The organism is Streptomyces sp. NPDC031426 (genome assembly GCF_055581585.1).
In genome coordinates this window covers 42,583-64,947 of record NZ_JBVIJE010000025.1, presented here as the reverse complement: position 1 = coordinate 64,947, position 22,365 = coordinate 42,583, and the positions used below count along the sequence as shown (strand labels likewise).

At 69.2% G+C, this 22,365-nt stretch carries 17 protein-coding genes and 2 pseudogenes; 6 read left to right on the top strand and 13 right to left on the bottom strand.

Annotation, left to right across the window (positions count from 1 at the left end; translation table 11 throughout):
* The first annotated feature begins 507 nt into the window (after positions 1-507).
* Both ACZ5NH_RS35235 and ACZ5NH_RS35230 read left to right on the top strand, forming a co-directional pair.
* A complete protein-coding gene (locus ACZ5NH_RS35235; RefSeq protein ID WP_468781134.1) occupies positions 508-921 on the top strand; it encodes a hypothetical protein in 414 nt (137 codons plus the stop codon).
* 440 nt (positions 922-1,361) lie between these two features.
* On the top strand, positions 1,362-1,601 hold the full coding sequence (locus ACZ5NH_RS35230; RefSeq protein WP_468781132.1) for a hypothetical protein: 240 nt from the start codon (positions 1,362-1,364) through the stop codon (positions 1,599-1,601).
* 80 nt (positions 1,602-1,681) lie between these two features.
* On the opposite strand, the gene ACZ5NH_RS35225 is transcribed toward ACZ5NH_RS35230, so the two are convergent.
* From ACZ5NH_RS35225 to ACZ5NH_RS35215, 3 genes are all read right to left on the bottom strand, one after another.
* Positions 1,682-4,357: a WD40/YVTN/BNR-like repeat-containing protein gene (locus ACZ5NH_RS35225; protein WP_468781130.1), complete on the bottom strand. Its 2,676-nt coding sequence runs from the start codon at positions 4,355-4,357 to the stop codon at positions 1,682-1,684.
* A 173-nt stretch (positions 4,358-4,530) separates the two neighbouring features.
* Positions 4,531-6,099 (bottom strand): sialidase family protein, encoded by a 1,569-nt coding sequence (locus tag ACZ5NH_RS35220; RefSeq protein WP_468781128.1) that lies wholly within the window; start codon positions 6,097-6,099, stop codon positions 4,531-4,533.
* A gap of 857 nt (positions 6,100-6,956) precedes the next feature.
* Positions 6,957-7,112 carry a hypothetical protein gene (locus ACZ5NH_RS35215; RefSeq protein ID WP_468781126.1) on the bottom strand — a complete coding sequence of 52 codons (156 nt, stop codon included), beginning with the start codon at positions 7,110-7,112 and terminating at the stop codon, positions 6,957-6,959.
* A 22-nt stretch (positions 7,113-7,134) separates the two neighbouring features.
* Here ACZ5NH_RS35215 and ACZ5NH_RS35210 point away from each other — a divergent pair.
* Positions 7,135-7,338 (top strand): annotated as a pseudogene (locus ACZ5NH_RS35210) (transposase); the annotation flags it as partial.
* Between the two features lie 132 nt (positions 7,339-7,470).
* Here ACZ5NH_RS35210 and ACZ5NH_RS35205 read toward each other — a convergent pair.
* From ACZ5NH_RS35205 to ACZ5NH_RS35190, 4 genes and pseudogenes are all read right to left on the bottom strand, one after another.
* Positions 7,471-8,682 (bottom strand): IS110 family RNA-guided transposase, encoded by a 1,212-nt coding sequence (locus ACZ5NH_RS35205; RefSeq protein WP_468781217.1) that lies wholly within the window; start codon positions 8,680-8,682, stop codon positions 7,471-7,473.
* 1,020 nt (positions 8,683-9,702) lie between these two features.
* Positions 9,703-10,692: a glycosyltransferase family 2 protein gene (locus ACZ5NH_RS35200; protein WP_468781124.1), complete on the bottom strand. Its 990-nt coding sequence runs from the start codon at positions 10,690-10,692 to the stop codon at positions 9,703-9,705.
* Positions 10,693-10,979: 287 nt separating this feature from the next.
* Complete coding sequence (locus ACZ5NH_RS35195; RefSeq protein WP_468781122.1) at positions 10,980-12,974, bottom strand: GtrA family protein; 1,995 nt, start codon at positions 12,972-12,974, stop codon at positions 10,980-10,982.
* Between the two features lie 120 nt (positions 12,975-13,094).
* Positions 13,095-13,355: pseudogene (locus ACZ5NH_RS35190) on the bottom strand (IS5/IS1182 family transposase); the annotation flags it as partial.
* Between the two features lie 484 nt (positions 13,356-13,839).
* Here ACZ5NH_RS35190 and ACZ5NH_RS35185 point away from each other — a divergent pair.
* Both ACZ5NH_RS35185 and ACZ5NH_RS35180 read left to right on the top strand, forming a co-directional pair.
* The gene (locus ACZ5NH_RS35185; protein WP_468781120.1) at positions 13,840-14,445 is read left to right on the top strand and encodes a PRC-barrel domain-containing protein; all 606 of its coding nucleotides are present in this window, start codon (positions 13,840-13,842) and stop codon (positions 14,443-14,445) included.
* Entirely contained in the window at positions 14,442-14,882 is a 441-nt protein-coding gene (locus tag ACZ5NH_RS35180; protein WP_468781118.1) for a PRC-barrel domain-containing protein, read from the top strand. The genes ACZ5NH_RS35185 and ACZ5NH_RS35180 overlap by 4 nt, the downstream gene beginning before the upstream one ends.
* A gap of 247 nt (positions 14,883-15,129) precedes the next feature.
* Here ACZ5NH_RS35180 and ACZ5NH_RS35175 read toward each other — a convergent pair whose 3' ends face one another.
* Positions 15,130-15,975, bottom strand: a complete 846-nt coding sequence (locus ACZ5NH_RS35175; RefSeq protein WP_468781215.1) for an RNA polymerase sigma factor SigF — start codon at positions 15,973-15,975, stop codon at positions 15,130-15,132.
* 920 nt (positions 15,976-16,895) lie between these two features.
* Here ACZ5NH_RS35175 and ACZ5NH_RS35170 point away from each other — a divergent pair.
* Entirely contained in the window at positions 16,896-17,405 is a 510-nt protein-coding gene (locus ACZ5NH_RS35170) for a MarR family winged helix-turn-helix transcriptional regulator (protein ID WP_451551672.1), read from the top strand.
* A gap of 336 nt (positions 17,406-17,741) precedes the next feature.
* Here the strand turns inward: ACZ5NH_RS35170 and ACZ5NH_RS35165 are convergent, their stop codons facing one another.
* From ACZ5NH_RS35165 to ACZ5NH_RS35145, 5 genes are read right to left on the bottom strand one after another with little or no spacing between them, the layout of a single operon-like run.
* A complete protein-coding gene (locus ACZ5NH_RS35165; protein ID WP_388635596.1) occupies positions 17,742-19,472 on the bottom strand; it encodes a PP2C family protein-serine/threonine phosphatase in 1,731 nt (576 codons plus the stop codon).
* Entirely contained in the window at positions 19,459-20,517 is a 1,059-nt protein-coding gene (locus ACZ5NH_RS35160; RefSeq protein ID WP_468781115.1) for a SpoIIE family protein phosphatase, read from the bottom strand. The genes ACZ5NH_RS35165 and ACZ5NH_RS35160 overlap by 14 nt, the downstream gene beginning before the upstream one ends.
* Positions 20,517-20,960, bottom strand: a complete 444-nt coding sequence (locus tag ACZ5NH_RS35155; protein ID WP_351605392.1) for an anti-sigma regulatory factor — start codon at positions 20,958-20,960, stop codon at positions 20,517-20,519. The genes ACZ5NH_RS35160 and ACZ5NH_RS35155 overlap by 1 nt, the downstream gene beginning before the upstream one ends.
* Positions 20,960-21,373 carry an STAS domain-containing protein gene (locus tag ACZ5NH_RS35150; protein ID WP_468781112.1) on the bottom strand — a complete coding sequence of 138 codons (414 nt, stop codon included), beginning with the start codon at positions 21,371-21,373 and terminating at the stop codon, positions 20,960-20,962. The genes ACZ5NH_RS35155 and ACZ5NH_RS35150 overlap by 1 nt, the downstream gene beginning before the upstream one ends.
* The gene (locus ACZ5NH_RS35145; protein ID WP_468781213.1) at positions 21,370-22,254 is read right to left on the bottom strand and encodes an STAS domain-containing protein; all 885 of its coding nucleotides are present in this window, start codon (positions 22,252-22,254) and stop codon (positions 21,370-21,372) included. Before ACZ5NH_RS35145 ends, ACZ5NH_RS35150 begins: the two co-directional genes overlap by 4 nt.
* Between the last annotated feature and the right edge of the window lie 111 nt (positions 22,255-22,365).

Sequence of the window (22,365 nt, the reverse complement as noted above, 5' to 3'; positions counted from 1 at the left end):
GGCGGGGGCGTGCCCAATCCGTGCCCGTAAGTGCGGACAACCACGGTCGACCATGGGCGCTCGCCCCGCTGTACAACGATGCCGGCACAACCAATCCGCGCAGGTCAGCGACTCACCGCACCTTCGGTGCGCGCCGGGGGCGTATTAAATGCCGTGGCGCGCGCCGGGGGTGCTTCTGTCTGCCCTGACGTGGGCTGATGCCGGTGCGGGATGCTGGAGGGGTTCGTTCCGGCCGAAACCGATGCCTCTGTGATGCCGGTGCGAGCGGCGGCACTCCAGGCGGGTGCCACCGCTCGGCGTTGACGCCGGGGTCAGGGCCGCCGGCTATGCGATGAAGGGCGGAAACTGCGGCGCCACCGGGGCCTACCCCGAGATGCACAACGTCCTGTTCTCCTAGCATCACCCGCAGCAAGCGATCCGGGGGCCGGGCGGGGAACCGTCTCCGCTCGGCCCCGGGCCATGCCCGCCTCAGAGGAACCGACCAGCACCATGGGAAGTCCAACCCTTATGAAGAGCCACCTCCGGACCGCGCTCGCAGTCCTGGCGCTCACCGCCGCGGTCTTGACCGCCGGGTGCGGGAACTCTCACGGAGCCGGTTCGCCGGGTAGGTCCGACTCCGGGATCAAGGGCCGCACCATGGTCGACGGCGGCTGCCCGGTGGTCCGCGAGGGGAGCCCCTGTCCCGACCGGCCTCTGAGCGCCCGGCTGACCATCACCGGCGGCGATCCAGAACGGACGGTCGCCGAGACCACCAGCGATGCCGACGGCCACTTCCGTGTCTCGCTGCCGCCAGGCACGTACACCGTCCGCCCCGCCAACCTCACGGGCGCCGTCACTCCGATCGCCCCACCGGTGTCTGTCACCGTCACCAGCGGGCGGTTCACCACGATCGTCATCTCCTTCGACTCGGGCATCCGCTGACGCTCTCGCTTTCTCCTCGGGCGCGACGGGCACCGAACTGCGGCCGGGGACGTCGCAGTGACGTCCGGTGACGCGAAGGAGTGGTCGTGATGACGGAGGACTGCAGACGGGGCCGAGGATCCTGGCCCTCGCTCGCGGCCGCCATGGTTGCCCTCTCCTGTCTCCTGACCGCCTGCGGAGGCAACGGCGGCGCCTCGGAGGCGGACTCCGCATCACCGCGCACTTCCGCTGATCCTCCCTCCGCCACCCCATCCGAGAGCGGCCTCAGTACTCCGGGAACCCCTAGCTCGCCCTCCGCAACAAGGTCGGCGACGTCACCGTCGTCTCCGTCGACGCGAGCCCCGGCCCCTCATGGGACGACCTCCGCGTCCCCGGCATGCGTCGCGGGCTCCGCCACTGTCGCCCAGGGCGTCGGCGACGCCTCCGTCCAGCGCCTGTGCGTGCGATCCGGTACGACGGTGACCGTCGTCCTGGAGCCCCGCGCCCAGGGCTCCTGGCCGCAGCCGCGCAGCAGCAACCCGATGCTGGCGCTGGTGACCTCCTCCGCCACCGACAGCAGGGGTGTCACCCGGGTCACGGTACGTGCCGCCCGCATCGGAGCGGTCAGCGTCACATGGGGTCCCGAGAGCGCGCCGCTCTTCACGCTTCGGCTGAGTGTGGCGGCGTACCCCGTGCAGTGAACCCGCACGACATACGGCCGGTGCGTCCCCGGAAACGGGGGGCGCACCGGCCGTCGTCGTATGCCGGGAATCAGGCGTGATCAGTCCTTACGGCCCTTGAGGCGCCGTACGTCGTAGGACCAGATGCCGCGTCCGTGGGTGGCGGCGTAGAGCTTGCCGTCGGGCCCGAGGCGCAGCTGCATGACGGCCGTGGTGGGCAGGTCGTGCCCCAGGACCAGCCACTTCGTGGCCCCGGCGGGGCGGTAGAAGGTGGCCAGGTCGGTGCCGAGGGCGAGGCCGCCGTTCGGCAGGAGCTTGACCGTGTCGGCGGGAACGTCGGGCAGGTTGGCGGAGATGTCCGTCCAGCTCGCGCCGCCGTCCTTGGACTCGAAGACGTGGCCCACGCCCGCGCCCGGGCCCTCGGTGAAGCGGCGGGAGAAGCCGTTGATCGCCACGTAGACGTGCTGGGCGTCGGCCGGGTCGATCTCGAAGCCGGAAACGTAGCGGTTCGGGATCGTGCCGTCGACCGGGAGGTTCAGCTGGTGCCAGCCGGTGCCGTCGGCGTTGCCGACCGCGATGCCGCGGGTGAAGCCCTGGTTGTTGCAGGGGCCGCACCAGCCGACGTACACGGCGCCGCCTGAGGACGCCACCGCCGTGGCCACGTGGCCCTCGCCGAGGTCGTAGGCGTTCGTCCACTCCTTGCCGGAGCGGATGGCGAAGCCCTTGGTGTTCACCCACACGTGCCGGCCGCCCGCGATCCAGGTGTTGGTGTCCTTGGCGTCGGCCGTGATCGGCGCGATGAAGCGGGCGCCCGCGCCGCCCTGGTCCTTGTCCGGCGGGGCGACCTCGTACTCGGTGGCCTTGGACGGGTCGGTCGACCAGGAACCGTCGTTCACGCCGCAGTTCTGGGTGACCCACATGTCGAGGTAGACGTACTCGGCGGCGATGTTGCAGCCGTCGGCGGGGTCGGCGATGGTGTCGCCGCCGTCGCCGCCGAAGTTGGAGCCCATGACCTTGTCGTGGCCGCGCAGGATCGACTGGCCGTTGTCCTGCAGGCCGCCGGTCACCGAGACGCCACCTCGGTCGAGGTCCCTGCCGACGCCCACCGAGTAGTACTGGAGGGTGTCGAGGGTGCCGTCGCTCAGGGACTGCCAGTCCTTGGCGTGGCCGCCGGAGTCGACGGCTCCGTTGAGCGGGCGGCGGTAGATGCCGCCGTCGTTGCCGACGTAGGCCCAGGTCTTGCCCTTGTAGCTGCCGATCGCGACCGCGTGCTGGTCGGAGTGGGTGGTGGGCGAGCAGTCGCCGGTCTGCTTGGCCGGGTCGATGCTCCAGCAGGGGAAGGGGAAGTTCCAGTACGGGCCGGGCACTGTCCAGCTCTGGCCGCCGTTCTTGGTCTCGAAGACCTCTTCCAGGCCGAGGTAGACGTGGTCGGCGTTGACCGGGTCGACCTGGAGGAACTGGTTGTACCAGGACTGGATGCCGGGCATGTAGCCCGCGCTCTGCAGGGCGGATCCGGACGCCTTCAGCTTGGTGTAGTCCGCGATCTGCGTCCACGGCCCGAACGGCGAGCCGTTCTTCGACACGTACACGCCCTTGAGCCCGCTGTCCGGGTTGGCGGCCATCTGCGCCGGCGACTGGTCGATGGCGTACAGACGCGAGCCGTCGGCCGCGGCGGCGAACGTCATGTTGCCGACGTCGGCGCTGCTGGTGGGCAGGTCACCGAGGCCGCTGACCGGCTTCCAGCTGCCGTCGTCCTGCTTGGCGTACAGCCCGTTGTATGTGTCACCGCCGCGCCAGCCGACCGCGAGCAGGACCTTGTCCGGGTCCTTGGGGTCGACGGCGATGTCATTGGCGATGTTCTTGTACGGCGCGCTCGGGTCGTCCGCCTTGGAACCGCCCGGCAGATAGTCGGGGTTGGGGGCGAACTCGTGCTTCCAGGGCCCGGACAGGGTGGTCGTGGAGTGCGACCAGACGCCGGTGCTGGTGGCCGCCCACACCTCGGTGCCGGCGAAACGCAGCGCGTGGATGACGGTGGACTCCAGTTCGGCGCCGCCGACGCGGTCGCCGGGCTGGAACTGGCCGTGGCGCGGGTCCTTGAGGACGTACACGCCCGTCCCCACGAAGGACGTCGCCCCGGTGTTGGATTCGCCCGTGGCGTACCAGAGCCGCTTCTGCCCGTCCAGCGCGAGGGTGCCCGTCGACAGGGACGGCAGCCTGTCGGAGATCGGCTTCCAGTGCCCGCCACCGGTGGTGGACCGGAAGACACCACCGTTGGCGCCGCCCGCGTACACATAGCCCTGGTCGTCGGCCGCGATGCCGGTGATCCGGCCCGTGACGTCGCCCGCGCCACCGCTGGAGTTGGAGTTCACATCGCGGTAGCGGGGGTCGTCGGAGTTGTACGCCCTCTTGGTGACGTGGTCCCAGCTGCCGCTCGTGTGCTTCATCGACTGCAGTTGCTGCCAGGCCGCCCCGTAGGCGCCGGGTGCGACCACGCCGGGCGCGGTGCGGGCCTCGGTGAACTGGGCGGTCGCCTCGGCGGAGTTCTCCGCCTCGTCGGCGCCGTCGTCGTCGCCGCCTTCCGCGGCGAACGCGGACATCCCTTGGCCGGCATGCACCGCCTTGATGTGCTGCCGGCCCATGGCGGCCTGGTGGCGCGCCTGCCAGGGCCGGGGTCTTGCGTTGTTCGGCGCCGCGAACGACTGGGTGCTTACCAGTCCGAACGCGGCCGCTACGACGGTGCAGGTTATGAACCGTCGCTGGTGCTTCGGGGGCAACATGCCCGCTCCTCCCTGCGCCGGGCGTATGGGGGTGTCCCGGGCGCAGAGGGGATCTTGGCGTGACCACAACAGTCACACAAAGGGCTCACAGGAAAAATGGTGGGTTGTTTACCTTGCGTCTCAGATGAACCCGAAGTCGCGCCCGTCACAGCGTGCTTCGGGCACGCCTCCGATCACCGGAAGAACCGATGCGGCCGGGCTTCCAGGGCTCCCGTCGCGCGCGGCGCGGCCGCGACCGCAGCAAAGGCGCCGTCGTCCCTGCCGGTGGAGAACAGCCCGCTGTAGGCGTCCGTGGAGTCCTGCGGCGCGTTGGCGTTGGTCTCGACGAACAGCGGACGTACGGCGGAGCGGCCTTCCGTAGCGAGGCCCTCGTAGTCGCCGAGGAAGTGGCCTCCGGCGTAGGGGGCCTGGAGCCAGTCGAAGACGCGGGAGATACGGCGCTCGGTCGCACGGTTTTCCGCGCCACGGGGGAAGGTGACCAGCCAGGCGGCGGCAGGCAAGGTGGTGGTGTTCCCCGCGGTGAGGTAGCGCAGGTCGTAGTAGGTGATCGCGACCGTGCCACGGGCGTCCACACTGACCGAGGGCGTGAACGCGGGTGCGGAGGCGACAGAGTTGACTCGTTTTGGTGCCGACCAGGTCCGGCCGCCGTCGGTGGAGTGGATCAGTTCCACGGAGTCGTAGCCGCCACCGCTGAAGTCGGATCCTTCGTAGGCGACGTACAGCTCACCGGTGCGCGGGTCGATGGCGACGTTGGGCAGATCGCCGCCGGCCCGCAGGGACTTGGTTGCGTCGGTGGGGGCGTTGGGGTCGACTTCGGGTACGGACGTGTCCTTGGCGATGGTGACCGGCGTGCTCCACGTGCGGCCCTGGTCGGTCGACTTGACGACGGCGAAATGCAGGTCGGTGGGCGTGAACGTGCCGGTGCTGTAGTCGATGTCGTACGTCTGCCAGTCGAAGACGTCATAGAGGGTGTCGGTGCGCGGGTCGACGACGATGACGTTGCCGATGGTCTGCGAGTGCGGGACGACAGAGGTGTCCACGAACGGGCGCGCCTTCGTCCAGTGCCGGCCGCCGTCGCGGGTGACGGAGATGTAGGCGGGGCCGTCGTAGACCTTGGCGAAGTCGTCCTCGTCTATGCGGTCCCAGACCTGATAGGCGACACCGGGGTGGAGGGGGTCGGCGGTGACGGCGTTCTTGTCGTCGCTGAACTGGGCCTGCGTGTCGCCGATCAGGGGGGTCGTGTGCTTCCAGGTGCGCCCGCCGTCGTACGACGTCGAGGCGGCCACGCCGTTGCGCGCGTCGGTCGCGTCGAACACCAGACCGCTGGCGTAGACCGTGCCGTCCGGGCCGGTGCTCACCCAACCATCGGACGCGCGCTGGTAGTTGAGCCCCGCAGGCGCGCAATGCGAGAACGGCAGCGTGGTCTCGGTGAAGTGCCGCCCGTCATGGGTGTACGTGGCGGTCAGCCCTCGGGCACCGCCGTTGGACCAGCGGTCCTGCTGGAAGATGCCGACCGCGTTGCGTGGGTCGCGCGGGGAGACGGTGACGTACGGTTCGTCCTCGGCGGACCGGTAGTTGGTGCCGGTCCCGTCGCCGCTGATGTCGCAGGCGGCGTAAGGGTCGGTGGGTGAGACCAGGTGGACCGGCTGGCTGTCGCTCGAGGCTGCGGAACTGCCCACTGGGGTGACGAGCAGGAACGCAGCGGCGGTGGCCACGAGAGACGCTCTTGTACGTGTGCGCATGGCGATTCCCCCAACTCCGCGATGACGGTTCGTCTCGGGCTGTGCTGGCGCAGGTACGGTCCCGGTGTCGCCGGGACATGAGTCGCCCGGCGAGCCTAGCCCTGCGTTGGGTGACCGGAGTTGGAAGGAGTAGTCAAGGACACGTCAATATTGGTTTGCCGGTGTTGGTAAGCCGTTGGCTTGCCGGTTGCGGCCGAGGCCGGACAGCGCGGCGGCCAGGACGAGGGTAACGGCCCGGGAATAGGAACCGCCCGAGCGTCGAGGTGGCGTCGGGGAGCGCGAGTGCCGTCGCGGTGACCAGGGACGCGGCCAGCAGCGCGGCGCAACGAATCGAGGAGTCGGCGCGCCGTCGGAACTGACCGGCGCTGCCGAACCCGCACGCGGCCGCCCCCGGAAAGTGCCCGGCGCGGCCGTCCAGCACCCGCCCATAGTGAAAATCTCGGCCAAGGGATCCCAGCGGTCGGGCGTTCGCGATGCCCTGATACTCGCGGCGTGCAGGGGCCCGCTCCCCGGCTGCGGGCGGCTGCCGTCGCTCGCCCTTCGGACCAGCGTCCGTCCGGGTGCCGACCTCGGCAAGGCGATCAGTTGGTGCTGAGGAACCCGAGGTTGATGCCCGCGTCGGCCGGATCGGGCCAGCGGGTCGTCACCACCTTCCCCTGGGAGGGCCGCCCGGCCTCCTTTGTCGTTGAACACGGCGCGGCTGAGCGCGGCCTTTCACGGACCCGGCCTTCCGCCCTGACGAATCCTTGTCCCTGTGTCGTGCGTGCGAGTGGGCAACTGGACGACGGGTTCAGATCGACCGGAACTGAATATGTCCGGGCACAGAGCGCTCAGGGCCGGCCCTTCGAAGGCTCTGGTCAGCGGACGAAGGAGATCTCCGGGTATTTCCTGTCGGGGCCGTCGAGCAGGGTGCCGTGCCGGTGGCGCAGTTCCTGGTCGAAGAAGGCGGCGAGGTAGTCGCGCTGGATCTCGATCGCGCGGTTGGGGTCGATCCCGCGTCTCCGACGATGCAACCATGCCGCTCCGCAGGACCTCGACGACCGCCTGTGTGGCGTCAACTGCCGCAGAAAGGGGGCCGCCAACACGCTGACCGTGCTGAAATCGATCCGCGCCGTCCGGCCCGACGGTGCCCCCATTTACGTGATCTCGGACAACCTGTCCGCCCACAAGGGCGCCGACATCCGCCGCTGGGCGAAGAAGAACAAGGTCGAGTTGTGCTTCACCCCGCCCTACGCCTCCTGAGCGAACCCCACCGAGGCCCACTTCGGACCGCTGAGACAGTTCGCCATCGCCAACTCCACACCGTGCAGACAGACCTACTGATTCCCAATGTGGTTGTCAACGCCTGGCTCGTGACTGGCTGTAGCCGCCTCAGCCAAGGCTGGCAGCGCGAAGTGGCGGGCTGCCCTCGAAGGGACGACCGTCGCGTAGGAGTGCCCAAAGGACGTTCAGGCGGCGGCGCGCGAGGGCGATGACGGCCTGCTTATGGGTCTTCTTCTCGGCCCTTTTGCGTTCGTAGTACGCCTTTGAGACCGGACAGCATCGGGCCGCGACCTGGGCGGACATGTAGAAGACCCGCATCAGGCGGCGGCAGTAGCGACGAGGTCGGCGCATATTGCCGCTGATCCGGCCCGAGTCCTTCGGAACGGGTGCCAGGCCGGCGACACCGGCGAGGCGATCGGCGGTACCGAAGACGCTCATGTCGCCGCCGGTATGGGCTATGAACTCGGCGGCTAGGACGGAGCCGATGCCGGGCATGCTCAAAATGACCTCGGCGTGCGGGTGGTCGCGAAACCGGCCCTCGATCAGGGCGTCGGTCTCGGCGATCTCCTCATCGAGAGCCATCACCTCCCTCGCCAGCCTGGCCACGACGGCCGCGGCCAGCTTCTCTCCGGGAACGGCGGTGTGCTGGGCCTCGGCAGCTTCGATGGCGGTGGCCGCGACGAGCCTGTAGTTGCGGACCTTGCGGTTCTTCAACCAGACGGCCAGGTGGTTCCTGCCAGTCCGACGCAGGGCGGCCGGCGTCTGGTAGCCGGTCAGCAGGACCAAGGACGCCTTCGAAGTGCTGTAGTCGAAGGCACGCTCCAGGGCCGGGAAGTACCCCAGCATCTGGGCCCGCATCCGGTTGATCGCCCTCGTGCGGTCCGCGGCCAGGTCCAAGCGGCGAGAGGTGAGGATGCGCAGGTCGACGGCGATGTCGTCGCCGCGGTGCATCAGCTGGAGATCGCGGCGCATGCGAGCCTGGTCCGCGATGATGAAAGCGTCCTTCGCATCGCTCTTCCCGTCACCCCGGTAGGAGCCGGAGGCGTGATGGACGGTGCGGCCGGGGATGTAGAGCACCTGCTGCCCGTTGTCGGTCAGCAATGCGATCATCAGCGCGGCCCCGCCGGCATTGAGGTCGATCGCCCACGTCACCGACTCTTCCTCGCTCAGCGCAAGGACATCCGCGATCAGTTCCAGCAACGCGGTCTCGTCGTTGGCCACCCGCCGCGACAGCTTGCGCTTGCCCTCCGCGTCGATCACCACGCAGTGATGCTCGGCCTTGCCCGCATCCGTACCGGCCCACAGTTCAGGCACGGCCACCTCCGGAGTCGTTTCGAGTTCCAGCAGACGACCTCGCCAGCGTGTCCTTACCAAGCGATCTTGCCGCGCGCATCCCAATCAGTGGCCGAGTCGTCGCGGGGCACCGAGCGGCCAATCAGTAGAAGCCACTCCTGCGGCATGAGATTGACAGCCACACCCGGTGCCCTTGGGCCTCCCGATCCTACGAGTGACCGGAATCAACCCACGAACAACGTAAGGAGATTCGCCGCGTGATGTCGCTCGCTTCGGCTCCCCGGGCTGCGGTGATGGCCCAGACACGAGGGGCTCGATTCGAAGTTCAAATGTAGACGTCGAGGTGCGGGCGCGCGAGGGCCGGGCGGCCAGGAGGAGAAGAGGCACGAAGGCGAGTTCGGCGAAGGCCACGAGTGAGAGGCCTTCGGCTGCGGTCGGGACGGCGGCGGCGAGGTGGCCGAGGGCGAGGAAAAGGAAGTCCCTGGACCAGGTTGCGGTGGGTCGGCGGTATGCACGGGCGAATGCCCTTGCAGCGCCCCACACACATGCCACGACCCAGCACAAGGCGAGGGCCAAGGAGACATAGCCGATCCACGTAGTGCCGGGGCGACCAGGCTCGCGGGGGAAGGCCAGAGCGATGACAGCAGTCCCGGCGAGCAGAACAAACAGCGGGATGGCCTCGACGATCAGGGCCAGTCCGAGGGCGATGCAGGCAATCCTGCGCATCGGCGCTCCTCTGCGGAGGGGTAAGAACAGAAAGGCGACGGAACAATCCCGGGCGGAGAAGGGTGCCAAGCCAGTGATCACCCGGTGATCGACCCCGAATGATCCTGCCGGGTTGGCAGGATCACCTGGTCATGCTTACACCTGTTGATCTCCGAGTCGTTTCGCTCGCGGATAAGACATCGCTGCAGCTCCGAGTGCCACGCGAGCGACATCACGCGGCGAATCTCAGGAACGGTGTCCTGATACTGCCTCGCCGATCTGCGTCAGCGTCGGGTACTCCCCCTTGTACGCCACCCACTCGCGGATGATGCGGGGGATTTCTCAGGCAACGGCCCCCGGCCCGGACCCCTGCGGCGCGCTGCCCAGCTCCTCCGGCACGAAGTCGACGCCGCGGGACGGTGCGAGATAACGCAGGTGGGCGAGGCGTGCCTGCTCCTGGCGCATGTGCATGAAGGACTCGAGTATGTAGCCGACCAGCAGAACGAGCACCGCGATGATCATGATGGCGGCGGCCAGTAGGGCGGTCGGAAGCCGCAACACGACGCCGGTCTGCACGAAGTCGATGACCACCGGCAGGCCCAGGGCGAGCGAGATGATCGTCAACAGAGCGGCGATCACTGCGTGGAACTGCGAGGGCCGCTGGCGCCGGGCCAGGCCCAGGATGAGCTTCAGGATGCGCCAACCGTCGCGGTACGTGCGCAGCTTGCTCACGCTTCCGGCGGGCCGATCCTTGAAGTCGATCTCCAGCTCGGTGGTGGGCAGCCGCAGACTGAGGGCGTGCACCGTCATCTCGGTCTCTGTCTCGAACTCGTGTGACAGTGCCGGGAAGGACTTTATGTAACGCCGGGAGAACACGCGATAACCGCTGAGCATGTCACTCACGTCGTTGCCGAACAGCATCCGCACGGCGCCCGTGAGCATCTTGTTGCCGACCGCGTGCCCGGGCCGGTAGGCGCTCTCCTCGACCTCTCGACGAGCGCCGACTACCTGGTCGTAGGGGCCTTCGAAGAGCAGGTCGACCATCTCACGGGCACGGGAGGCGTCATAGGTGTCGTCGCCGTCGATGATCAGCAGTGCGTCGGCCTCGACGTCGGCGAACGCCCGTCGAATCACGTTGCCCTTGCCCTTGCGCGGCTCTTGGCGCACGATCGCGCCCGCCGCCAGAGCCTCGGCGACGGTGTTGTCCGTCGAAGCGTTGTCGTAGACGTAGATGACCGCCTCGGGCAGCGACGCACGCAGATCGCGCACGACCTTGCCTACGGCAGCCTCCTCGTTGTAGCAGGGTACGACGCACGCGATTGTAGGGTTCATTCCGTGATCCTCTAGGGAGTGTTCTGAGTTGAGATCACGAGATCGGTCTTTCTTGCTACAGGGTGGAGCTGGGTGCGGTAGACCGGTCGCGTGACGCGTGGTGATCTGACAGATGGGCAATGCGGGAGTTGATCGAGCCGCACCTGCCGCTGGGGGCGCTCGGCCGATCCCTGACCTGCGCAGCCACTTCAACGCGGTGATGTGGCGGTTCCGTACCGACAGGCCCTTGGCGGGACGTGCCGGAGAGCTGCGGCAGCCACCCGGCACGGGCGCGACCGGCGCCGGGATCAGCCGGTGGTCACGTCCAGGCGAGGGCCGGAGCCGACGGGGTGCGGCGCGGTCGGGTCTGCCGTGAACGGACCGTTCACGAGTGCCTCGACCGCCGCGGTGGACCCGGTGTCCTGGGTGGCGTGGGCCGTGCGCCGGGCCACGATCGCTCCGCTCACCGCCAGCAGCATCCCGACGGTGCCGGCGATCGCCGGCCAGTACACGTAGCGGTAGTTGGCCGAAGGGGCGGTGGGCAGGTAGGTGGCGATGTAGATGACACCACTCACGCCGAGCAGCCGCAGCTCCCGCGACCACGGGCCGGGCCAGCGGCGGCGCAGTGCCAGCACCAGCGAGACCACCAGCCAGAACCAGCCCTGGAACAGCCAGGGGAAGTCGCGGTCGAAGCCCATCACATAGGACTTCATGGCCGCGTCCAGTGTCTTGTTGACCTGGACGTCCTTCGGCATGACGGCGGAGTCACCGCCGAGGTACTGGAGATTGCCCTGGAACAGCAGCCGGGCGAAGGTGAGGGAGCGGTACTCGACGTAGCCGGTCGCGTGGTGCGGCATCTGCTGCGTCCACATCTTGAGCAGGACGTCGGCCTGGTCGGCCTCGAAGCCGACCTGATCACCCGGCTTGTGCGGGTAGCAGGCGAGGTAGGCGTCCCAGACGATGTCCTTGCGTTGGCAGGTTCGCGCGGTCGCCACCAGGTCGTCGGTGAACTCCGGGGTCGCCCCGGCCTTCGTCGCGGCGGAGCGCACCTGCTGAGGGGTGAGTACGTGGACCACGTCGTCGAGGGGTATCTGCGCATACTGGCGCACCGCGAGCGGATGGGCGGCCGAGGACACCCCCAGGCTGCCGACGGCGGCGAGCGCCAGCAGTGACCCCGCGGCGACCAGCCAGCGGCGCCGCCCGGGACGCGGCCAGAGCGCGAACATCAGCAGCAGGAAGATCGGTACGACGGCTGGGAGCCCGTTCTTGCGCACCAGCATCGCGTAGGTGAGGAAGAGCATGCCGAGGAGCAGCAATCCCCAACGAGCCCGCTCCCGTCCCTCCGGCAGCTCTCGCGCGACGAGCGCGATCGCGCACGCGGCCAGCAGCGTGTATGCCATGTGCACGTCCTTCCACACCACCCCGGTGAAGGTAAGGACATGCGGGGCGAGGCCGAAGCCGAGCATCAGCAGCGACAAGGGGCGGCTGCCGGTCCGACGCCACAGCACGACCGCGAGCACCCAGAGGGTGCCCCACAGCAGGGCGGCCTGGAGCGCGGCCATCGCCGACAGCGCACCGGTGATGTCGATGAGCGTGCGCCAGAACAGAGCCAGGATTGGCGGGTGCCAGTCGGTCACCGGCTGCTTCCCCTGTGCCTGCGCCAGCTGGGAAAGGCTGTCCGGGCTGAGGAAGCCGGGGTGGAACGCGACGGAGACGGCCCACCCGCAGATCGCGGCCACCACGGCCAGGAAGCCGGGCCAGAGCAGGTCGTCCGGCCGGGTGGCACGGGAGATCGCACGCCAACTGCCGGTCGTCGCGGGCATGTCCAGGGAGTCCTCTCGGTATGCGGTGAAGACGAGGGTGCGGTACGCGGCGAACCGCATCAGCGTCGCCACCGCCCAGCCCACCAGGCGGGCCGCGTTGTCGCTCAACGGGGAGGACATTCCGAACACTTCGTGCGCAACGTAGACGGGGAAGGCGGTGACCGCCAGCCCGGCCAGGTTGACGGCGATGAACCAGGCGACCTCGCGTCGGTCGACCGCTCCCTTGCGGTCCCGATAGGTCCAGTAGCGATTGCCCAGCCAGCTGACCATCATGGCCAGGAGCGTGGCGATCACGGAGGCGAGGACCGGTGTGGAGCCCAGCGGCCCGCCGTGGTCCGGCGAACCGAAGAGCAGGAAGTTGAAGCTCGCGGTCTCCACCACGAACGCAACGGCGCCGACGAGACCGAAGGCCACGACCTCACGCCAGATGTTGCGTACCCATGAGGACATATGCCGGCGCCAGAGCGTCAAGTGCAGCATGGCGGGAAGGTAAGTGTTTCAATTAAGAACATCATGCAACTTGTACATGATTCAAATATGAACACTTGTCGTCGAGCTTAGAGCGTCCGCCAGTGGGTAGTGAGCCGGGTTATCGGATGCGGGGCCTGGGGGGCGGGTGTCCCAGCGGTGGGTGTACCAGGCGTGGCGGATGAGGCTACACGCAGCGATAGTGGTAGCAGCCAGGGCAAGGTAGAACTCCGCGCAGGAGCGGCGTCGTTCGGTGTTGCGGCGGAGTTCGCCGAAGTTGTTCATCCACGAGTTCGCGTGCCCGACGACCCAGCGGCCGTCGGTCTGGATCGGAGTCTTGGTGCCGCGATTGGTGATCAGCAGCTCGGTGTAGACGGGTTGGAAGTCATAGCCGTCGGCCTCGACGGTCCGGGCACGACTGCCCAGTCGCACTCCCCCGCTGCAGAACGTCCCGTATCCGGGCGTCAACAGCCATGCAGGATTCCTCACTTCCACCGGTGTCATAGTCATCGCGTCCGTGCTGCTCTACTGAGCCTCCTTCAAGCGCAAGGACTGGACCTGAGCTCTTGCCGCAGCGAGGGCCCTGCCCGTTCCGGCGCCTTACCCGCCCCGCCGACTTCCGCCACCCGGCGCACCGATGGCGTGCCCTGCCCGAACCAGGGGCAACCGGATAGCGAAGGGACAGGCCGGACCGGGGGCGGCCCGGCGATGACGGCACCGAGGAGGTCGTGGCGATGCAGTGGTGGGGCTTGATGGTCCTCCTGGTCGCGCTGGCGGGTCTGCTCACAGCGGCGACGCTGGCAGTCCAGGCCAAACGCCGCGGGGGAACGGTGATCGCGGTGCGCTCGGCCCGCTGTCCCCGCCGGGAGGGACCGCGGTGATCACCCTCATTCTCGCGTCGGAACTGACCAAGCGGGTGGTCGTGACGCTGAGCGGCGACGCCGTCGCCCAAGTCCGGGACACCGTGTTCGACGCGCGGGCGGGCCGGATCAGCGGCTTCACCTTGAGCGGGTGCGGTCTGCTCGCCGGCCCGCTCAAGAAGAGCCTGCCGTTCTCCGGGGTGCACGCCATCGGACCGTCCGCAGTGATGATCCCCAGCGAGGCCGTCGTGGAGGAGTCGGACGTGGTCGTGGGCGCCGGCGAAGCCGACCGCGGCCAGGTCATCGGCGCACCTGTTCTCACGGACCACGGAACCGCGGTGGGCACAGTGCTGGACGTCGTGATAGAGGCCGGCACGAGCGGACGAGTCATCGGCTTCGAAATGGCCAGCAACGAGAATCCGGACCACCGCAAACGGAAGGCGTTCGTCCCGCGCGGCGAGACACTGGCCGTCTCCGGGCGGGCCATGGTCGTCCCGGCGCACGCCCGCCGCTTCATCGCCGAGGACCTGCCCAGCTTCGGCGCCCAGGTCGAGGCGTTCCGCGCACACACGGCGCAGCCGTACACCGACCCGACCGTCAGCGCGGAAGGGGGCCGACCATGATGCTCTTCACACAGGCCAAGGGCCTTCCCGTGATCACCGCCGAAGAAGCCGAGTCCCTGGGACGGGTGGAGAGCCTGACCATCGACGCCCGCACCGGGAACATCGCTTGCCTGCGGCTGTCCGGTGCATCCGAACACGCCCGGGTCATCGTCTGGGACGCGGTCGAAGGGATGGGACGGGATGCCGTGATCGTTCGTTCCCGTGCCGCCGCCGACCCGAGTCGGCGCGCGCTCCCCGACCATCAAGAGGCCCTCGGGCACCGCGTCCTGACGGAACACGGCGCCACGCACGGCACGGTCAAGGACATCGCCTTCGACGACACGACCGGAGCCGTACTGACGCTGTACACGGCGCTTGGCGACATCTCCGGAGACCGTCTCATCGGTCTCGGCTCCTACGCCGTGGTGGTGTGTGACGAGCCCGTCCGGCAGGAGTGACCGGGGCCATCGCTGCGCCGGACAATGGCGAGCCCGGCCTGCCGGAAGGCCAAGGCGCTGGTCGAGTAGCCCACCCGGCCACGCCCGGCAGGCCGGGGAAGACGTCGAGGGCCAAGGGTGTGCAAAGCCGTCGATGGCCACTCCTGATCGACGGCTTTTCCTCATCGACGGCTTTGCCGGCAGGCTCTCGGAGATCCGGCGGGAACGAGGTGTCGGTGTGGACCGCCTGTGCGGCCGGTCCCGGCCGTTATTCCGTGCTGAGCATGCCTTCGCGCAGGCGTGCCAGGAGCCGCTTGATCAGACGGGAGACGTGCATCTGGGAGATGCCGAGGCGTTCGCCGATCTGTGCCTGGGTCTGTTCCTCGACGAAGCGCCAGTGGATGATCTTGCGGTCGCGTTCGTCGAGTTCCGCGATCAGCGGTACGAGGGCATGGAAGTCCTCGACCAGTTGCAGAGCCTCGTCCTCGTCGCCGATGAAGTTCGCCAGCGCGGCCTCGCCGTCCTCGCTGCTGTTGATCGCCGCGTCCAAGGAGGCCGACTTGTAGCCGTTGGCGGCCAGTTGAGCCTCGACGACCTCGTCCTCCGGAAGGCTCATCAGCTCGGAGAGCTCTTTGTTCGTCGGCGTCCGCCCCAGTCGGGTGCGCAGTTCCTCGTTGGCCCGAGCCAGTTGGGAGCGGGCTTCCTGGAGCCGTCGCGGCACGTGCACGGCCCAGGAGGTGTCACGGAAGAACCGCTTGATCTCCCCCACGATGTACGGGACCGCGAAGGAGGTGAACTCCACTTCCCGGGACAGCTCGAACCGGTCGATCGCCTTGATCAGCCCGATCATGCCGACCTGGACGATGTCCTCCATCTCCTCCGGCCCCCGGCTGCGGAACCGGCCGGCCGCATAGCGGACGAGGGACATGTTCATCTCGATCAGCGTGTTGCGCGCGTAGCTGTACTCGGGCGTGCCCTCCTCCAGCACGGCCAACTGACCGAAGAACAGTTTCGACAGCTCCCGCGCGTTCTTCGGCGCGACCTTGGACGGGTCCGCGATCTCCGGAACGTCCACCGTCTGCCCGGCAGTCCGTGTGGTCGTCGTCGGCGTCATGCGCCCCTCCCGGTCGTTGGGTCTCGTCCTCGCCGGCACATCGTCCGGCAGCACCCGTCTACCCCAGCCGCCGATCAGCACTCCTCGAACCTCCGTCAGTACGGGCCACGGCAGTCGTCCACGTCGGACGGTGAAACGGTCCGGATCGGCGGCCTTCCAGTCGGTCGCCCACGAAGGTGGTGGTTCGGCGAGCAACTGCTCCGGTTCCAGCCACTCCGACATCTCCTCGTACGAGCGCTCGGTGAAGGGGTCGACGCGTCGACGGAGCATGTGAGGACGCAGGTCCGCGGCCTTGCCGGAGAACTCGGCCGCGTCGAAACCGGCGTCCTGCGTGCGGCAGCCGAAGTACCCGGTGCCTATCTCCCACACGAGCTCGCCGCCCGGACGCAGGTGGAACTCCGACAGGCCGCCCTCACCGGTGTCCTGCGCGAAACCCCCTGCCGCCGCACCACCGAATGTCGACGCTGCACCGGACACCCACCGCCCCCACGAAAGCGAGCGGGAGCGCCGCGAACCACCAGGAGGGCGAGATCCCAACCGCCGCGGCCGAAGCCGACAGAGCGGTCACCAGAGTCAGTACGACGACTCCAACGTGTGTCACACCCGGCGCATTGCCCGGATGGCGGTCGCCATGCGCTCTGCAATCTGGATCCGCCCCTGGCCCTGAGGGCGCCGCCGCTCCGTCCGTCGCCTACTGTCTCTCCAACCACAGCAGCCGGATGTCCGCGCCGGCCGCTTACGACCGGGTCCCCCGGTTCCGAGGACGTAAAGCCATGGGTCTTACCATGAAGCGACGCCCAGGCGGCCCACTTCGGTCGGGGTCGGCCGGGAAACGGCTTGCTGCCCCTGCCGTCGGGTACACAGCGATTTGATGAGGGTGACCTCAGCAGCGTCCGATACCCAGTGAAAGCGATGTGTTCGTGACCCGTCTCGACGGCTCTGGCGATGACCGTGTGGAGGGGCCGGGCGCTGGCCCGGACGCCGTCGCGCTGGAGATCGCGGACGCCGTGGAGAGTCTCACGAACCTGTGGTCGCTGGCCGCTCAGGAAGCGCCCCTGCGCCTGTCCCTCCACCAGCTCCGCGCTCTGCGGACGCTGGAGGCGGCACCTGAGCTGAACCTCACCGCTCTGGCCGAGCGGCTGCACATAGGGCTGCCCACGGCCAGCCGGCTGTGTGACCGGCTGGAAGCGGCGGGAATGCTGGAACGCGCACTGCACCCGCGGAATCGCCGTGAGGTACGGCTGAGCCTCACCGCGCAGGGACGACGGGTGCTGGACGACGTGGCGTCGCGCCGGGCCCAGGCACTGACGGCTGCGCTGACGGCCTTGCAACCGGCGGAGCGGTCGGCCCTGCGTCGGGGGCTGAAGGCTTTACTCGCCGCTCAGAGAAGGGTATCGCCCGCTCCGGACGAGCCGCCTGGCAAGCGGTGACGGGGCTGGTCCAGGAACTCTGGACCGGCCCTGCCGACGGCCCTGCGAGTCCTCCGGTCCGCTGATTCCGTCGCGGTCTCGTGCGGCGGGCTCCGCGGGCCGCGCTCAGGACCTGGCGCGGTGGGCGCCCGCCGCCGAGGTCCCCGGTCGCCGAGCGGAGGCCGCGGGCGCCGGCTCCCAGGCGGCCGCCAGGCTTCATGTGAGCAGACTGCTCGGACAGGGTCTCTTCGACCATCGCCAGGAGCGGGGCGGCCCGGAGTCGGGCCCTCCGCGGACGGGAGCGGTGCAGGGTCATCCCGGGACCGGCATCGGCCGCATGCCGGTCCGTGTCTCCTGTCAGGGGCTCCGGAGCGGAGCGGTGCGGCACAGAAGGACGCACACGTCGTCGTCGCGCTCCGACTCATGGACAAGGGGTTTGAGGAGGGACTCCGCGCTCGCGTCGAGGTCTTCGAGGTCGGGTTCGTCCAATGCTGCCAGGGTCCGGGCGAGCAACTCAATCCCGGCATCGATGCCTTGGGCACGCCGCTCGACCAGGCCGTCGGTGTAGAGCACCAGCGTGGAGCCCGGTTCGATCTCGGTCGTACGGTCCTCGTACTCGAAGGGGATCGGGACGCCCAGCATGACCCCGGGCCTGTCGTCCAGGACGCGGACGGCGCCGCCGGGAGCACGGACCACGGCCGGCGGGTGGCCGGCGGCGGCCCACGTCACCTGGAAATCGTCCGGTCTGAAGCGCGCGATCGTGGCAGTGGCGTAGAGGTTGGGCTGCTGGTGGCACAGCATGCGGTGCAGCCGTGTGAGGATCCGGGCGGGGCTGGTCTCGTCGATCGCGTACGCCCGCAGTGCCGTGCGCAGCTGGCCCATGATGACGGCGGCGCGCAGTCCGTGCCCGGTCACGTCTCCTATGACGGTCAGCAGGCTGCCGTCGGGCTGGAAGAAGGCGTCGTACCAGTCACCGCCGATGTTGAGGCCGCGGGTGGCGGGCAGGTACCGGGCGGCCAGGTGCAAGCCGTCCGCGGAGGGCAGGTCGGTGAGCTGGGCGCGCTGGAGTTCCTCGGCGGTGTCCCGGTGCTGTTCGTAGCGCAGGGCGTTGTCCAGGGCGATGGCCACACGGCGGGCCAGTTCGAGCAGCATGACGCTGGTGTCGGCGTCGAAGCGGTCGCCGGGTGCCGTGAGCGTCAGGACACCCAGGGATCGCCGCACGGTGAGGGGGATGCACAGCAGAGGCCGGTCCGGCGACAGGGCGGAGGGCGGGCGGTCGTCGATGCCGGGCAGGTCGCCAGGGTGCGGTCCGGCGTGCTGCGGGCGGTCGGTGCGGGCGGCGGCCACCGCGGCGGCGGAGTGGAGGTCGTTTCCGGCTGTCTTCTCGTCTTCGTCGAAGAGCCACACGTCGACCTGGCTCGCGTACTCCGGAACGAGGAGGTCGGGCAGGCGGCGCACGATGTCCCGGTGATCGAGCGACGCGGTGACGACCGCGCTGGCGTTGGCGAGGAAGGTCAGCAGGCGTCGTGCCTTCTCCGCCTCGCCGCGCGCGGCTCGTTCCGCGTCAAGCAGTTCCTGTTGGGTCAGCGCGGCGGCGTCCAGTTCGGCGTGCAGGGCCAGCACGCCCTGGTTGGTCTGGTGCAGTTCCTCACGGTGGAGCTGGAGCAGCTTCTCCGACTCGTCCAGCTTCTGCAGAACCGCCGCGGTCTCCTCGTCCGCTGCCAGCAGAGCTTCGGCGGACGCGGTCGCGGTGGCGTCGGGGTGCGCCGGGCAAGGCGGGTCCTGTGTCAGGGGACCGGGGCAGGAGAGGGCCAGGCGCCACGGCGAGGCCTGTCCCGGGGACGGCGTGGCCGGTTGTACGGCAGCCTGTACGCGTACGGGCTTGTCCGGGGCTGATTGCCGGACAGTGAGGGTGAGTTCGGCGCCGCCTTGGCCGAGAGACTTCCGCAACTGTGCGGTGAGGGCGGTGAGGAAGCGCGCCCGTCCGATATCGGGCGCGCCCAGGGAGGCCGTGAGGTGTGCCGCGAAGCTCCGAGCTCGGGCGGCCTCGGCGGGTGTGGTGATCTTCCGGATGTCAGGCGGGATCATGGCGTCGGTCCACGGGGTCGGAGGCCAGGACGGCCACGCTGGTGTCGTCGCGCACTGGGTTGGCGGCACTGCTGGCATCGCGCAGGATGGTCGCCGCGACCACTGCCGGTTCATGGGCGAGGAGGCCGAGATCGTTCGGCGGTATCCATCGGCTGGGCAGACCGTCGCTGTGCAGGACGAGCAGGTCACCGGGCCGCCAGGGCCGGCGGCGTACGGGCACGGACGCCGGGAACTGGGCGCCGACGATGCCCGGGTGGGAGACCAGGTGGTCCCATGAGTCGCCGGCGTGCAGGCGGGCTCCGATGTTGCCGACGCCGGCGAAGGCCAGTTCTCCGGTGTCCGTGTCGACTTGTGCCACCGCGACTGCCGCGCCGCGGGTGGGCCGAAGGGCCGGGTGCATGTGGCGCAGGATCTCCTCCGGTGGCAGGTGGGCCGAGCGGTGCAGCTCGTCGGCGGCGGCGCTGGACGCGTGCGCCGCGTGCGCGCCGTGGCCGAGGCCGTCGGCGAGGATCAGGGTGAGGCGGCTGCCCGCGCGGGCGCAGCTCCAGGCGTCTCCCGAGTGCTCGGCGTGGCCGAGGGGAACGTTGATCCCTCCCGCTCTCGGGCCCTGCCGGTTCCCTTCCCGACGCGTTGCCGGCTCCTGGTCGAAGCGGGCGACCGCGACGGTGCCACGGGAGGTGCTGTACAGGTCGAAATCGCTGGCTATGCGCATGCACGTACCCAGGCCGGCGCCGAGTGACGCCTCGCTGGTCGAATACCCGTCGCGCAGGGCCGCGGTGATGTCCGGGATGCCCGGGCCGTAGTCGATGGCTGCCACCTGCACGGCGGGGGCGCGGGTGGCTCCAGGCCGGTCGACGAGGTCGATCAGGACCCGACCGCCGCTGGCGTGCTTGACCAGGTTGGTGGCCAGTTCAGTGGCGACCAGGGCGGCGACCGCGGTGCGGTGCGGGTCGAGACGGGCATGGGCGCTGGCCGCCTCGACCGCCACCCGGACGTCCCGTACGCGGGTGGAGTCGTGCACCGGGATGTCCCAGACGCGTCCCATCACGCCCCCGGCCGTGCCGCGGGTACGCCTGTGGTCCAGGCGATGACCGTGACGGTCGTGCCCCGGCCCGGCTCGGTGTCGATCTCGAACTCGTCGACGAGGCGCTTGGCACCGCTGAGACCGAGCCCCAGGCCGCCGCCACTGGTGTACCCGTCGGTCATGGCAAGCCCGACGTCGCGGATGCCCGGACCGCTGTCGGCGAAGGTCAGCCGCAGACCCCGGCTCACGCCTCGGTTCAGTGGCGTGATCTCCACGTGTCCGCCGCCGCCGTGGACCAGGGTGTTGCGGGCCAGTTCACTGGCGGCCGTGACCAGCTTCGTCTGCTGCACCAGTCCGAAGCCGAGGTCGGCCGCGCTCTGGCGTACGTGCTGGCGCACCCACGCGAGGTCCGCGTCCGAGCGGATCGGCAGGCTTGTCTCGACGGCGGGGTCGGAAGCCGGCATCACGTCGCCCTCTCGCGTGCGGTCGAGGCGCCCGGCGTGGACGTTCCAGCAAGGATTTCCAGGGCGCGGTCGACGTCGAGCGCGGTGGTCAGTCCGGGCAGGGTGAGGCCCAGCTCGACCAGGGTGATCGCCACGGCCGGCCGCATGCCGGCGACGACCGTGCGGGCCGCCAGCAGACTGGCGCTGGCCGCGATCTCGGCGAGGATCCGGCCAAGAAAGGAGTCGACGACCTCCACACCGGAGATGTCGATGACCACGCCGGTCGCCCCGCTGCCGGCGATTCGGTGACTGATGTCCTGCTGGAGTTGCTCGGCCATGCCGTCGTGCAGCTCACCCTGAAGGCTGACCAGCAGGGTGTCCCCCAGCGCCAGGACCGGCACCACGGTCGCGTGGCCCGGGAAGGGAGCGGTCACCGCATGCTCGCACGGGGAGAGACCTCGATGCCCAGCCGGCTGAGGGCGTAGGCGAGGGCGTCGGCGAGTGAGGCGCGGGTGAGAACGGAACTGAGATCGATGCCGAGTTGCACGATGGTCTGTGCGATGGCCGGTCGGATGCCGGAGACGATGCACTCGGCGCCCATCAGCCGCGCCGCGGCCACCGTCTTCATCAGGTGCTGCGCGACGAGCGAGTCGACCGTGGGCACACCGGTGATGTCCAGGATGGCGTATCGGGCCCGCTGGTCCACGATGCCCGCCAGCAGGGACTCCATGACGACCTGACTGCGGGCGCTGTCCAGCGTGCCGATCAGCGGTACGGCGACGACGCCTTCCCACAGGCTGATGACCGGCGTGGCCACTTCGAGCAGCTGCTGCCGCTGCCGTGCGATCAGCTCCTCGCCCGAACTCAGCGCCGTCTGCATCACCACCAGCCGCAGGGTGCCCATCAGGGCCGTCAACGCCAGCAGGCCCTCGGCCGCCTCGGGCGTTGAGGGGTCGGAGTACTCGCCCCGCAGCAACTCGGCCGCCGGGGCCCGCAGGGCGGTCACCTCGTCCGCGATCCGGGCCGGACTCCATCCCGCCCGGGTCTGACTACCGGACATGCGTCCCAACTGGTCGCGCACGCCGTCGAAACCGGACGAGGTGATGTCCTCCAGGCGTCCGGACAAGGCTACGTCGGACAGCGCGTCCACCACTGCCTTGCACGCCTCCACCGCTTCTTCGCGCGATACGGTGAACACCGTCCGGAAGAGCGGCGCATCGGCCCAGCGCTGAGCGATCTGCTCCCGGCGGCGCTTCAGGAAAATCCCCAGCCGGCGCGCCGTCGACTCGACCGCCTCCTGCTCCGACACCTTCATCGCCTCCTCCTGTACAGGGCCGTCGATCGACCACGCCTGAGACTGGATCATTGCCTCATGGCAAACGTTAGCGTCGACGGTCTGGTGCGAACAACACGGGATCGCTACACA

What these genes read in the sequence shown, in the direction of transcription:
- ACZ5NH_RS35235 (WP_468781134.1), top strand. Translation starts at nt 508, where the DNA reads ATGAAGAGCCACCTCCGGACCGCGCTCGCAGTCCTGGCGCTCACCGCC.
- ACZ5NH_RS35225 (WP_468781130.1), bottom strand. Translation starts at nt 4,357, where the DNA reads ATGTTGCCCCCGAAGCACCAGCGACGGTTCATAACCTGCACCGTCGTA.
- ACZ5NH_RS35220 (WP_468781128.1), bottom strand. Translation starts at nt 6,099, where the DNA reads ATGCGCACACGTACAAGAGCGTCTCTCGTGGCCACCGCCGCTGCGTTC.
- ACZ5NH_RS35200 (WP_468781124.1), bottom strand. Translation starts at nt 10,692, where the DNA reads ATGAACCCTACAATCGCGTGCGTCGTACCCTGCTACAACGAGGAGGCT.
- ACZ5NH_RS35195 (WP_468781122.1), bottom strand. Translation starts at nt 12,974, where the DNA reads ATGCTGCACTTGACGCTCTGGCGCCGGCATATGTCCTCATGGGTACGC.
- ACZ5NH_RS35180 (WP_468781118.1), top strand. Translation starts at nt 14,442, where the DNA reads ATGATGCTCTTCACACAGGCCAAGGGCCTTCCCGTGATCACCGCCGAA.
- ACZ5NH_RS35175 (WP_468781215.1), bottom strand. Translation starts at nt 15,975, where the DNA reads ATGACGCCGACGACGACCACACGGACTGCCGGGCAGACGGTGGACGTT.
- ACZ5NH_RS35165 (WP_388635596.1), bottom strand. Translation starts at nt 19,472, where the DNA reads ATGATCCCGCCTGACATCCGGAAGATCACCACACCCGCCGAGGCCGCC.
- ACZ5NH_RS35160 (WP_468781115.1), bottom strand. Translation starts at nt 20,517, where the DNA reads ATGGGACGCGTCTGGGACATCCCGGTGCACGACTCCACCCGCGTACGG.
- ACZ5NH_RS35155 (WP_351605392.1), bottom strand. Translation starts at nt 20,960, where the DNA reads ATGCCGGCTTCCGACCCCGCCGTCGAGACAAGCCTGCCGATCCGCTCG.
- ACZ5NH_RS35145 (WP_468781213.1), bottom strand. Translation starts at nt 22,254, where the DNA reads ATGAAGGTGTCGGAGCAGGAGGCGGTCGAGTCGACGGCGCGCCGGCTG.